Annotated in this window: 6 protein-coding genes; 1 reads left to right on the top strand and 5 read right to left on the bottom strand. The window is 60.7% G+C overall.

The window, feature by feature from the left end; translation table 11 throughout:
- Positions 1 to 155: 155 nt before the first annotated feature.
- From icmF to AC1RRC_RS29385, 4 genes are all read right to left on the bottom strand, one after another.
- The gene (gene icmF / locus AC1RRC_RS29370) at positions 156 to 3,449 is read right to left on the bottom strand and encodes a fused isobutyryl-CoA mutase/GTPase IcmF (protein ID WP_493059244.1); all 3,294 of its coding nucleotides are present in this window, start codon (positions 3,447 to 3,449) and stop codon (positions 156 to 158) included.
- A 201-nt stretch (positions 3,450 to 3,650) separates the two neighbouring features.
- Complete coding sequence (locus AC1RRC_RS29375) at positions 3,651 to 7,220, bottom strand: indolepyruvate ferredoxin oxidoreductase family protein (RefSeq protein WP_493059245.1); 3,570 nt, start codon at positions 7,218 to 7,220, stop codon at positions 3,651 to 3,653.
- Positions 7,221 to 7,469: 249 nt separating this feature from the next.
- Positions 7,470 to 9,413 (bottom strand): acyltransferase family protein, encoded by a 1,944-nt coding sequence (locus tag AC1RRC_RS29380; protein WP_493059246.1) that lies wholly within the window; start codon positions 9,411 to 9,413, stop codon positions 7,470 to 7,472.
- A gap of 63 nt (positions 9,414 to 9,476) precedes the next feature.
- Positions 9,477 to 10,427: a LysR substrate-binding domain-containing protein gene (locus AC1RRC_RS29385; RefSeq protein ID WP_493059247.1), complete on the bottom strand. Its 951-nt coding sequence runs from the start codon at positions 10,425 to 10,427 to the stop codon at positions 9,477 to 9,479.
- A gap of 107 nt (positions 10,428 to 10,534) precedes the next feature.
- Here AC1RRC_RS29385 and AC1RRC_RS29390 point away from each other — a divergent pair, with 107 nt between their 5' ends.
- Entirely contained in the window at positions 10,535 to 11,758 is a 1,224-nt protein-coding gene (locus AC1RRC_RS29390; protein WP_493059248.1) for an HD-GYP domain-containing protein, read from the top strand.
- Here AC1RRC_RS29390 and AC1RRC_RS29395 read toward each other — a convergent pair.
- The gene (locus AC1RRC_RS29395) at positions 11,755 to 12,804 is read right to left on the bottom strand and encodes a GGDEF domain-containing protein (RefSeq protein WP_493059249.1); all 1,050 of its coding nucleotides are present in this window, start codon (positions 12,802 to 12,804) and stop codon (positions 11,755 to 11,757) included. The two genes, AC1RRC_RS29390 and AC1RRC_RS29395, sit on opposite strands and share 4 nt — an antisense overlap.
- Positions 12,805 to 13,203: the final 399 nt, after the last annotated feature.

Below are 13,203 nucleotides of genomic sequence, written 5' to 3' on the forward strand. Positions count from 1 at the left end.
GTAACCACGGGGCTAGTCTGGGACGGCAATGCACGAATGCACGCCTGACCCCACAGGAATTGCGCATGAATGCACGCCTGGCCCCATTGGGGGGCAAAAAAACGGCTTGCAGGGTTGCCCCGGCAAGCCGCTTCAGCAGACCTTGCGGTCAGGGATTACATATTGCGGCGGTACTGCCCGCCCACCTCGAACAGCGCCGCCGTCACCTGGCCCAGCGAGCATACGCGCACGGCGTCCATCAGCTTGGCGAACACGTTTTCATTGTCGATCGCGGCCTTCTGCAAGGCTGCCAGCGCGGCCGGCGCCTTGTCCGCGTTGCGGGCGTGGAAGTCGGCCAGGCGCGTCAGTTGCGACTGCTTTTCATCGTCGGTCGAACGCGCCAGTTCGATTGGCGCCGGCACGTCGGAAGCCTTCGGATTACGGAAGGTGTTGACGCCGATGATTGGCAGGGTGCCGTCGTGCTTCTGGTGTTCGTACAGCAGCGATTCTTCCTGGATCTTGCCGCGCTGGTAGCCGGTTTCCATCGCGCCCAGCACGCCGCCGCGTTCGGCGATGCGTTCGAATTCCTGCAATACCGCTTCTTCCACCAGGTCGGTCAGCTCGTCGATGATGAACGCACCCTGGTTCGGGTTTTCATTTTTCGCCAGGCCCCACTCGCGGTTGATGATCAGCTGGATCGCCAGTGCGCGGCGTACCGATTCGTCGGTCGGCGTGGTGATCGCTTCATCGTACGCGTTGGTGTGCAGCGAGTTGCAGTTGTCGTAGATCGCGATCAGTGCCTGCAAGGTGGTGCGGATATCGTTGAAGTCGATTTCCTGCGCGTGCAGTGAACGGCCCGACGTTTGCACGTGGTACTTGAGCTTTTGCGAACGGTCGTTGGCGCCGTATTTGTCGCGCATCGATACCGCCCAGATGCGGCGCGCCACGCGGCCCAGCACCGTGTATTCCGGGTCCATGCCGTTCGAGAAGAAGAACGACAGGTTGGGCGCGAAATCGTCGATGTGCATGCCGCGCGCCAGGTAGGCTTCGACAAAAGTGAAACCGTTCGACAGCGTGAAGGCCAGTTGCGAAATCGGGTTCGCGCCGGCTTCGGCGATGTGGTAGCCCGAGATCGACACCGAGTAGAAATTGCGCACCTGGTGGTGAACGAAGTATTCCTGGATGTCGCCCATCACCTTCAGCGAGAACTCGGTCGAGAAGATGCACGTGTTCTGGCCCTGGTCTTCCTTCAGGATGTCGGCCTGCACCGTGCCGCGCACGTTTTGCAAGACCCAGTCCTTGATCTTGGCCGCTTCATCGTCGGTCGGCTGGCGCTTGTTTTCTTCCACGAATTTGTCGACTTGCTGGTCGATCGCGGTGTTCATGAACATCGCCAAAATTGTCGGCGCCGGGCCGTTGATGGTCATCGACACCGAGGTGCTCGGGCTGCACAGGTTAAAGCCGTCGTACAGCACTTTCATGTCGTCCAGGGTGGCGATCGACACGCCCGAGTTGCCGATCTTGCCGTAGATGTCAGGACGGATCGCCGGATCCGCGCCGTACAGGGTCACGGAGTCGAACGCGGTCGACAAGCGTTTCGCATCCATGCCGGTCGAGACCAGTTTAAAGCGGCGGTTGGTGCGGAACGCGTCACCTTCACCGGCAAACATGCGGGTCGGGTCTTCGCCTTCGCGCTTGAAGGCAAACACGCCGGCCGCGAACGGGAACGAACCCGGCACGTTTTCCGACATCAGGAAGCGCAGGATTTCGCCGTGGTCCTGGTACTTCGGCAGCGACACCTTGCGGATGCGCGTGCCGGACAGCGTATGCTGCACCAGGCGGGTACGGATTTCCTTGTCGCGGATTTTCACCACGTAATCGTCGCCCGCGTAGGCGGCCTGCATGTCAGGCCACATCGCCAGCAGCTTTTTCGCGCCGCCATCCATCGCGCTGTCGCGTTCCGTGATCAGGCCATCGAGCGTGTTCAGGTCCGCATCCTTGCCGGCGGCGGCCAGCATGCGCTTGGTTTCCTGCAGTTGCTGGCGTTCGCGCGCCAGTTGCACCTGCTTGTTCGTGTTCTTGTGGTAGCCGCGCACCGTGTCGGCAATCTCCGCCAAATAGCGGGTGCGGGCCGGTGGCACGATGACGTGCTTGCCGCTCGAGAAGCGCACGTCGGAGGCATCGAGGATGCCGGGACGGGTCTTCATGCCGAATTGCGCCAGTTCCGGCAGCAAGGCCTGGTACAGCGCCGTGACGCCGTCGTCATTGAAGCGCGACGCCTGGGTGCCGAACACCGGCATTTCTTCCGGACGCTTGGACCACAGTTCGCGGTTGCGCTGGTACTGTTTTGCCACGTCGCGCAGCGCATCCTGTGCGCCTTTGCGGTCGAACTTGTTGATCGCGATGAAGTCCGCGAAGTCCAGCATGTCGATTTTTTCCAGCTGCGAGGCGGCGCCGAATTCCGGCGTCATCACATACATCGACACATCGACGTGCGGCACAATGGCGGCGTCGCCCTGGCCGATGCCGGAGGTTTCCACGATCACCAGGTCAAAGCCCGCGACCTTGCACGCGGCGATCACGTCAGGCAGCGCCTGCGAAATTTCCGAGCCGGCTTCGCGGGTCGCCAGCGAACGCATGAAGATGCGGGTCTGGCCAGCCCACGGGCCGATCGCGTTCATGCGGATACGGTCGCCCAGCAGCGCGCCACCGGATTTGCGGCGCGACGGGTCGATGGAAATCACGGCGATGTTCAACGCATCGCCCTGGTCCAGGCGGATGCGGCGGATCAGTTCATCGGTCAGCGACGATTTACCGGCGCCGCCAGTGCCCGTGATGCCCAGGGTCGGTGCTGGCAGGTTTTCCGCGGCGCCTTGCAGTTCGGCGCGCAGTTCCGGTGTGACCTTGTCGTTTTCCAGCGCGGTAATCAGTTGCGCCAGCGGGCGGTGGCGTTCCGCCATGTCACCCGTTTGCAGCGGCGCCAGCGAGGTTGGCGCATATTGCGACAGGTCGCTGTCGCACTGCTGCACCATCCATTGAATCATGCCCACCAGGCCCATGCGCTGGCCATCTTCCGGGCTGAAAATACGGGTCACGCCATACGCGTGCAAGTCGGCGATTTCTTCCGGCACGATCACGCCGCCGCCGCCACCGAATACCTTGATGTGGGAGCCGCCGCGCTGGCGCAGCAAGTCCAGCATGTACTTGAAGTATTCGACGTGGCCGCCCTGGTAGCTGGAAATGGCGATGCCCTGCACGTCTTCCGTCAGCGCCGCCGTCACCACTTCATCGACCGAACGGTTGTGGCCCAGGTGGATCACTTCCACGCCGTTCGATTGCAGGATGCGGCGCATGATGTTGATCGAAGCGTCATGGCCGTCAAACAGCGAGGCGGCGGTGACAAAACGTACCTTGTTGGCCGGCTTCGCTTCAGCGGCAGCGGCGAGTTTTGGTGCGGAGAGGTCGTTCATGGAAATCCTTTGATCTTGGACTGTTCAGGACGTGGTGTCTGAAATTATATGACGTTTACGTTAACGTCAAGTCAAGCAATTCTTTGGCGTTCGTGGCCAGCATGGCGGCAATGTCATTACCGCCCTACGGAACGTGGTTTGCATAGGCGGAAACCACGGCAATTCGTAGGGCGGCTTTTACAAAGCCGCCAATGCTTGCCATTACGCGGCGTTTTTATGGCCGCTGTTGAAAATGGCCAACAGCCGCTCTTTTTCAGCGCGGAATTCCGCCACGGCCTTTTCCTTCACATGGCCAAAGCCGCGGATTTTTTCCGGCAACTGCGCCAGCGCCACGGCGGTGTCATAGTTGTTGGCATCGACTTTGCTCAACAGCAGGGTCACCAGGTCACGGTACTCGGCAATCAGTGCACGCTCCATCTTGCGCTCTTCAGTGTAGCCAAAGATATCCAGTGCGCCACCACGCAAGCCTTTCATTTTTGCCAGCAGTTTAAAGGCGCTCCACATCCACGAACCGAATTCCGCCTTGACCAGGTGGCCCTTGGCATCCTTTTTCGCAAACAGCGGCGGCGCCAGGTTGAATTTCAGCGAGAAGTTGCCTTCGAACTGCGATTGCAGCTGCTCGACGAAACGGCCGTCCGTGTACAGGCGCGCCACTTCATATTCATCCTTGTACGCCATCAGTTTCGACAGCGATTTCGCGGCCGCCATGGCCAGCTTGTTACCGAGGTTCAGGTTGACATCTTTCGCGCGCACCTGCTGCACCAGTGCTTCGTACTGGCCGGCGTAAGCAGCATTTTGATAGCCGGTCAGGAATTCCACGCGCTTCTTGATGACGGTGTCCAGGCTTTGCGGCATTTGCACGATCACCGCTTGCGCCGGCATCGCGGTTTTTTCCACGCGCTTCAAATCCACGGCGGCGCGGCGGCCCCACAGGAAGCTCTTCTTGTTGGCTTCCACACCGACACCATTCAATTCAATCGCGCGCAGCAGCGAAGCTTCGTTCAACGGGATGCGGCCGCGTTGCCATGCATAACCGAGCATGAACAGGTTGGCGGCGATCGAGTCGCCCATCAGGGCCGTCGCCAGCTTGGTCGCGTCGATGAAGTCGGCGGCGGCGGTGTTGCTGTTGTCCTGCGGCGCGCCGACGGATTCGCGGATCAGCGCCTTGACTTCCTGCACCGGGTATTCCCAGTCGCGTTGCTGGGCAAACGTGCCCGGCGGCTGTTCGTGCAGGTTGACCACGGCCAGGGTGCGGCCCGGGCGCATTTTCGACACGGCGTCCGAAGCGCCGGACGTCAGCATGTCGCAACCCAGGATCAGGTCCGCTTCGCCGGTGGCGATGCGCTGGGCGCGCAGGTGCGCCGGCGAACGGGCGATCTTCACGTGCGACGTGACGGAGCCATTCTTTTGCGACATGCCCGTCATGTCCAGCACGGAAGCGCCTTTGCCTTCCAGGTGCGCGGCCATGCCCATCAGCGCGCCGACGGTGATGACGCCGGTGCCGCCGATGCCGTTGATCAGGATGTTGTACGGATGTTCGCAGTCCGGCAGCACAGGCTGCGGCAGCGCCGCCCAGCCGTCGTCAGTCTTGCTGACACCGGTCTTGGACTTTTTGAGGTTGCCGCCTTCGACCGAGACGAACGACGGGCAGAAGCCCTTCACGCACGAATAATCCTTGTTGCACGACGACTGGTCGATGGTGCGCTTGCGGCCGAAATCGGTTTCCTTCGGCAGGATCGAGACGCAGTTCGACTGGATGCCGCAATCGCCGCAACCTTCGCACACGGCTTCATTGATGACCATGCGCTTGTTCGGGTCGGGGAATTCGCCTTTCTTGCGGCGGCGGCGTTTTTCGGCGGCGCAGGTCTGGTCGTAGATCAGCACCGAGGCGCCCGGCAGTTCACGCAATTCGCGCTGCACCGCATCCATTTCCTTGCGGTCGTGCAGCGACACGATCGAGGGCAGCGCGGAGCGGTCGGTATAGCGCGACAAGTCTTCCGTCACCAGCGCAATGCGCTTGACGCCTTCGGCCGCCATTTGCTGCGCAATCATCGGCACCGACACGATGCCGTCCACTGGCTGGCCGCCGGTCATCGCGACCGCGTCGTTGTACAGGATTTTATACGTGATGTTGACCTTGGCCGCGACCGCGGCGCGGATCGCCAGGTAGCCGGAGTGGAAGTAGGTGCCATCGCCCAGGTTCTGGAACACGTGCGGCACTTTCGAGAACGCCGCCTGGCCGATCCAGGGCGCGCCTTCGCCACCCATGTGCGTGGTCAGCTTGTTGTATTCCGGGTAGATCGACGTGGCCATCACGTGGCAGCCGATGCCGGCCAGCGCGAACGAACCGTCCGGCACCTTGGTCGACGTGTTGTGCGGGCAGCCGGAGCAATAGAACGCGGGACGGAATGGCGTGTCGATGGCCTTTTTCAGCACCGCGTCTTTGGCGTCGAGGAAGGTCAGGCGCGCCTTGATCTCATCCTGGATGTGGGTGTCGGTGATGTACTGCTTCACGCGCGAGGCAATCACGCGCGCCACTTGCGATACCGAGAAGTCCGCCTTCGGCGGCAGCAGCCATTCGCCGCGCGGCGCCACCCATTCGCCCTTGTCGTCGAACTTGCCGATCACGCGTGGACGCACATCGTCGCGCCAGTTGTACAGCTGTTCCTTCAACTGGTATTCAACGAACTGGCGCTTTTCTTCGACCACCAGGATTTCATCGAGGCCTTGCGCGAATTCACGCACGGAATCCGGTTCCAGTGGCCATGGCATGGCGACCTTGAACAGGCGCAGGCCGACCTTGGCGGCCATTTCTTCGTCGATGCCCAGTTCTTCCAGCGCTTCCAGCACGTCCAGGTACGATTTGCCGGAGGCGATGATGCCGAGTTTCGCGTCCTTGGAATCGATGGTGGTGTGGTTCAGCTTGTTTTCACGGGCATAGGCCAGCGCGGCATAGATCTTGTAGTCCTGCATCAGCGCTTCCTGGTTGCGCGCCTGCTGGCCCAGCGGGATCGCGGACAGGCGGGCATTCAGGCCGCCTTCCGGCATATGGAAGTCTTTCGGCAGTTTCACGTCCACGCGGAACGGGTTGGCATCGACCGAGGCCGACGATTCCACCGTGTCGGCCAGCGCCTTGAACGCCACCGCGCAGCCGGAGAAGCGCGACATGGCCCAGCCATGCACGCCCAGGTCCAGGTATTCCTGCACATTGCACGGGTACAGCACCGGGATCATGCAGGCCGAGAAAATGTGGTCGGACTGGTGCGGCAGGGTCGACGAATACGCGCCGTGGTCGTCGCCGGCCACCAGCAGCACGCCGCCGTGCTTGGACGTGCCGGCATGGTTCATGTGCTTGAAGACATCGCCGCAGCGGTCCACGCCGGGACCCTTGCCGTACCACATGGCAAACACGCCATCGTATTTGGCCGGGCCGATCAGATCCACCTGCTGCGAACCCCATACCGCCGTGGCCGCCAGGTCTTCGTTCACGCCCGGCACGAATTGCACATGGTGCGATTCCAGGTGCTTTTTGGCTTTCCACAGCGTTTCATCCAGGCCTCCCAGCGGCGAACCACGGTAGCCGGAAATAAAGCCGCCCGTGTTCAGGCCGGCGGCGTGGTCGCGCACCTGTTGCATCATCGGCAAGCGCACCAGCGCCTGGATGCCGGACAGGAAAATATTGCCGGACGTGGCCGTGTATTTGTCGTCGAGGGTGACGGAAGTCAGGCGGTCGCTGTTCGCGGGCGCCACTGGTGCCGTGGTTTCGGCCATGGTGATGTCTCCAAAAGGGTATTCGGGATCGCCGCCGGTCGTCGCGGTGCGCAGGGTAAGCGCGGGCGGGACAGGCGTAGTGCCGCAGGTGTGCGGCGTACAACTGCTTACGGACAGTTTAGGTCTAAAAAATCCGCTTAGCGTGTCAGCTAACTTGCCATATTAATTGGCAAGTTGACGTATACGGAAATACCGATTCTGGATGGGGGTATAAGAAAAAATTATGGCCCGTGGTTTTGGCTGATTGTCTCAGCGCCGGGCTTGCGCATGGACCTGCGGGGCCGGCTGAAACACCTGGTCGGCAACCAGTTCCGCCCCTTTCAGCGATAAATGGTTGTCATCCATGTAATAAGCGATGCCGTTCCTGGCCGCATAACAATTTTCCGCATCGCAGAAAATCCGGGCCGGATCGACCAGACGCACGCCAGGCGGGATCTCGCCCAGCCGCGCCTTGACCCACGCGCTGCGCGCGTCCCACCATGCCCGGCGCACCGAAACCACGTCGCTGCGGGGATCCTTGGCGCGGAACAGCAATTTATCCATCGGGCGCGCCAGTTCCGGCACCTGCAATACCAGCACCACATTTTTTCCATTGGCAATGAAATACCGGAGCGAGGCAAGCAGGGCGTTCCAGCGCTGCTCCTGCTGTGCCGGACTGAATTCGTGCGGCAAATGCGGATAGGTGAGTTGATGTACGCCGGACAGTTGGGCAACCAGGCGATGGGATACCACCACGTTCCGGATGTCTGGGTGGTGGGCAATATAGTTCACCGTTTCCTGGGTCCATTTGGAACATTGCGGCATTTCCGCCAGGGTGGTGCCGAACGAGGGCGCGCAACCGCTGAACGAGAAATGCTTGAGTTTGATTCCCTGCGCCTGCAGCTTTTCCGCCATCGCATAGGCCAGCGTGATCGTGTGGCTGTCGCCAAACGCTGCCCATTCCAGCTTGCCGTTGAAGTATTCGCACGATGCTTCCGGTTTCAGGTAGTGCGCGCCGCTGGTATGGCACGCATCGCGTTTGGGACTGGGCTGGGCCGTCTGCAATACGGCCACCTGTTCCGGCGTGCTGCGCTGGGTAAGGAAGCCATGCGTCAGATGGCCGCTGAAACCGATCACGGCAAACAAGACACTGCCCGCCAGGCCAAAGCGGAACACTTGCGTGCGGTTGACGACATGGCGGGTACGGAAGGGCGCCTCGACATATTTCCAGCTAATAAAGGCAAGCAGCAAGGTGGCCGCCACCAGCACCGCGAACAATTGCGGCGATGGCTCATCCAGGCTGCGCTGGCGTGCAAAGGCAAACAGTGGCTGGTGCCACAGATACGCGCTGTAGCTGACCAGGCCGATGCCGACAAAGGGTTTCGTGGCCAGCAGGCGACCTACCCACGTGGCCGGGTTGGCGTACAGGATGATCAGGGCCGCGCCCATGGTCGGCGCCAGCGCATACACACTGGGGAAGGGGGTGTGTTTATCGTACGCCAGCAGGGAAAAGGCAATCAGCCCAAAGCCAGCCAGGCTGCCCAGCTGGCGCATCGGGCCGGTGACGCGCGCATTGATGCTGGTCGTGAAATAAATCGCCGTGAAGGCGCCGATCAGCAATTCCCACGCGCGCGTCGGCAATAAATAAAAAGTGAAATCCGGTTTGTCATGCACCAGCATTTGTGCGGCCACCAGGCTGGCCACTCCGATCACGCCCAGCACGGCCAGCAAGACCCGCTTGCCGGCGCGCCACACCAGCATCAGCAACAGGGGGAAGAACACATAATATTGCTCTTCCACCGCCAGGCTCCACGTGTGGAGCAATGGCTTCAATTCGGTGGCGGTATCGAAATAACCGCTGGTCAGCCAGAACAGGATGTTGGAACCGAACAGCGTGACGGACACCATACTTTGGGCAAACCCTTTGGCGTCGGCCGGCAGCAGCCACAGCCACGCGAACGGCAGGCAGGCGGCCAGCACGAAAAACAGCGCGGGCAGGATGCGCCGGGCGCGCCGTTCATAGAAATTCACGATACTGAATTTCCCGGCCATCAATTCCGAATAAATAATGCTCGTAATCAGGTAACCGCTGATGACGAAGAAAATATCGACGCCGACAAAACCGCCGCTGAACACTTGGAAGCCGGCGTGAAACAGGATGACGGGGATGACGGCGACAGTGCGCAAGCCATCGACTTCAGGACGATATTGCATGGTGGGGTAGGCGGCAGCGCAGGCGAATTGCCGGGATCAATTCAAGTTGTTCATTGTATATGATTACCGGGCGCTAAAATCATCGGTCAGCAGGCGCGCCCCGATCCAATAGCCACTCTCGCAGAGGTTGGCGGCCACCTGGCAGATCAGGCGGCTGACGGCGGCCGCGGCATTGGTCAGCGGGATGTTTTTCGACCCGCACAGCACCACCGTGCGGGAAATCGACGGGCTGTGGATCGGCAAGGCGCGCATGGCGCCATGCTCGACTTCCGCCAGCACCGGCGCCACCGGCAAGATGGTGGCGCCCATGCCGGCCAGGATCGCGGATTTCAGGATGGCGATGGAATTGATTTCAATGATGTTGGTGGTGGCCAGCCCGGCGCTGCGCGCCACCGCCTCGATGCGGGGCCGCACGCCGTGCTGCAGGCCGGGCAGGATCAGTTGACTGGACAGCGCTTGCGCCAGCGAAATGCCGTGGCCGTCATCGGCCGGCGCCAGGTCGGTGCGGCACAGGTAGCGCAATTCTTCTTCCGCCAGCGGGGTGCAGACGAATGGCGACAATTGCCCGTCATCGAACAGCACCGCCAGGTTGACCCGGCCTGATTTCAATTGCTCGGCCAGGTTGCCCGTCAATTCTTCCGTCAATTGCAACGTGATTTCCGGGAATTGCGCGCGGGTGGCGGTCAGCAGCGGCAAGGCCAGGGCGCCGGATATGCTGTGCGGCAAGCCAACGGTGACGCTGCCGGAGGGCCGGGTCGCCGATTGCGTCACGGCCGAGCGGGCGTCGGCCACCTGCTTGAGGATGGCCAGCGCATGTTCGTAAAACACCTTGCCGGCGTCCGTGCTGAGCACGCCTTGGGCGGAACGGTGCAGCAATTGCGCCCCCAGTTCCTCTTCCAATTGGCGCAATTGCTGGGTCAGCGCGGGTTGCGCGACATGGAGCGTGGCTGCCGCGCGGGACAGCGAACCATGATCAACAATGGCAACAAAATAGCGGAGCTGGCGTAATTCCATGTCAAGAGTGTTGTGTGCAGGACATAGGAGTGAATCCTGCGGGAAACAATTTGTTATACTGATTCTAACGTGTTTCACACCTGATATTGCCCGCTGCAGAGTCCCTTATGCTCAAGAAAGTCGATTCGTCCCAGCTGAAAGTGGGCATGTTCATCCATGATCTCAGTTGTGACTGGATGTCACATCCGTTCATGCGCAACCGCTTCCTGCTCAGCAGCGAAGATGAAATCCGCAAGATCGTCCAGGCCGGCATTCATGATGTTGTCATCGACAGCGCCAAAGGGCTGGATGTGCAAGACGCGCCTACCCTGCAAGAAGCGCAGGAAGCCACCGAGCGGGAATTGGCGGAGCTGGCGGCCAAGCCGGTGACCGTGATGCGCGTGTCGCTGGGCGAGGAATTGTCGCGTGCGGCGCAAGTGCGCCACCAGGCGTCGTCGCTGGTCCGCACGGTGATGGCCGATGCCCGCCTGGGCAAGGCCATCGAGATCGGTCAGGTGCAGCCGGTGGTGCAAAACATCACGGAATCCATCTTGCGTAATCCGGGCGCGCTGGTCGGGCTGCTGCGCATCAAGACCAAGGATGACTACACGTTCCTGCATTCGGTAAGCGTGTGCGCGCTGCTGGTGGCGTTTTGCAACTCCCGGGGGCTGGCGCCAGAAGTCACGCGCCAGGCGGGCCTGGGCGGTTTGCTGCATGACACGGGCAAGGCGCTGGTGCCGGATACCGTCCTGAACAAGCCGGCGGCGCTGACCGACGAGGAATTTGCCGTGATCCGCAAGCATCCGGAAGACGGCTACAACATCCTCAGGCAATCGCCGGAAATCAACGATATCGCGCTCGACATCACCTTGCACCACCATGAACGGTGCGATGGCAGCGGCTATCCCCACAAATTGACGGGCGGCCAGATCAGCGAGCTGGCGCAAATGGCGGCCATTGTCGACGTCTATGACGCCATCACGGCGGACCGCTGCTATCACAAGGGCATGCCGGCGGCGGCGGCGCTGCGCAAGATTTATGAGTGGAGCAAATTCCACTTCAACCCGCAATATGCGCAGGAATTCATGCGCTGTGTCGGGATTTACCCGGTGGGCACGCTGGTGCTGCTGGAATCGGGCCGGCTGGGCGTGGTGGTGGAACCGCACGAAACCAATTTGCTGGCCCCGAAGGTCAATGTGTTCTTCCACACCAAGCGCAATGCGTATATCAAACCGGAAACCGTGGACCTGGCGCGCGGCATCGGCTTTGGCGGCGCCGACAAGATTGTCGGCCATGAATCGGCCGCCAAGTGGAATGTGGATCCGATGAGGTTTTTGACGTTGGCGTCTTAAAAGAATTCTGCTTCGTCGTTGGACTCGATGGCTTGCAACAAGCCACCGCTGACCAGTTCGTCGTAATGGCAAATCATGTTGCGGCCATGGCTTTTCGCGTAATACAGCGCCTGGTCGGCGTGGCCCAGGATGATCACCGGCGCTTCATAGGCGCTGATGCTGACATAGCCGATCGAGACCGTCACCTTGCCAACCTGCGGGAATTCGTGCGATTCCACATTCATGCGGAAGCGGTCGATGATGCGGCGGGCGTTGTCTTGCGTGGTCGAGCGCAACAGGACCACGAATTCTTCTCCGCCAAAGCGGAATACGCGGTCTTGTGCGCGGAATGACGATTGCAGCAGGTTGGCGATCAGGATCAGCACTTCATCGCCATACAGGTGGCCGAACTTGTCGTTGACATGCTTGAAGTGGTCGACGTCCACCACGGCCAGCCACTGCTTTTCCTGGTCCGAATGGTGGCGGCGTTCCTTGTCGCCGGGCGGCAGCGCCAGCGCATCCTGTTCCGCACTGCTGGCGGCCAGCATCTTGGCCAGCTGGTCATCAAACGTCTTGCGGTTGAGCAAGCCCGTCAGGGAATCCCGTTCGCTGTAATCGAGCAAGTTCTGAAAGTTGCGGTAGACGCTGACGATGCCGCCCACGATGTGGATGGTTTCCGGCGTATACGGCGTGGGGTCGATGATTTCCAGGCAGGTATTGCATTTGTCGCCCAGCCAGATCGGCAGCCACAGCGTGTGGTTGCCTTCCGCATTGACTTGTTCCGCCGACGCGTCATGGTGGGCGATGCAGGCGGCCAGTGCGGGGTAGCTGGCCAGGGGTTCGCCGGCGCTGGCCGGGTCGGTTTGCTCTTCCATGCGCGCGGCTTTGCCGGCGCAAATGATGGCGCGGGAACGCAAGAACGTCTGGCCCTTGACCGTGGTCAGGGTCAGCACGCGCGTTTGCTTGGCATTGGCAAGTTCTTGCACTGCAGAAATTACCGAAATGTCAAGCATGGTGTGATCGCGGTGGCCGGTCATGTCCACCATGTGTTTCAGTAGGGAATCCATCGTCGTTCTCTGATCACACACCCATAGCCTCAAGCATCATACCGAGAGCCCATCATAGCGAGTTTTACCGCAGCTGCAAGGCGCACAGTGCTTGAGAGCATGAGGCCTTTCCGAAAGACAGCTAAGCAGAATAATACCTTTTTGTCTTATAGGCAATTAAAGTCTATGAATATCTGCTAAAACGCCACGATTTTACGCTGCCGGGTTCGACAGGAGCGCCCGGGTGTGGGGAAAACACACCATTCGCTGTGTTGCAACTGTTCGCGCGCAAAGCAAAAACATTCCTCATGGAAAAATTGCGCACCGTCAACGCCGGTTGGATGGCCACGCCTATAGTAATCCCAATGGCGGCGGCATGGCTGCAGACAGGCCCCGCCAGGTTCCGTCAATTCCTCTCTT

The organism is Pseudoduganella sp. GW821-FHT12E03 (assembly GCF_058807115.1).

What these genes read in the sequence shown, in the direction of transcription:
- icmF (WP_493059244.1), bottom strand. Translation starts at nt 3,449, where the DNA reads ATGAACGACCTCTCCGCACCAAAACTCGCCGCTGCCGCTGAAGCGAAG.
- AC1RRC_RS29375 (WP_493059245.1), bottom strand. Translation starts at nt 7,220, where the DNA reads ATGGCCGAAACCACGGCACCAGTGGCGCCCGCGAACAGCGACCGCCTG.
- AC1RRC_RS29380 (WP_493059246.1), bottom strand. Translation starts at nt 9,413, where the DNA reads ATGCAATATCGTCCTGAAGTCGATGGCTTGCGCACTGTCGCCGTCATC.
- AC1RRC_RS29385 (WP_493059247.1), bottom strand. Translation starts at nt 10,427, where the DNA reads ATGGAATTACGCCAGCTCCGCTATTTTGTTGCCATTGTTGATCATGGT.
- AC1RRC_RS29390 (WP_493059248.1), top strand. Translation starts at nt 10,535, where the DNA reads ATGCTCAAGAAAGTCGATTCGTCCCAGCTGAAAGTGGGCATGTTCATC.
- AC1RRC_RS29395 (WP_493059249.1), bottom strand. Translation starts at nt 12,804, where the DNA reads ATGGATTCCCTACTGAAACACATGGTGGACATGACCGGCCACCGCGAT.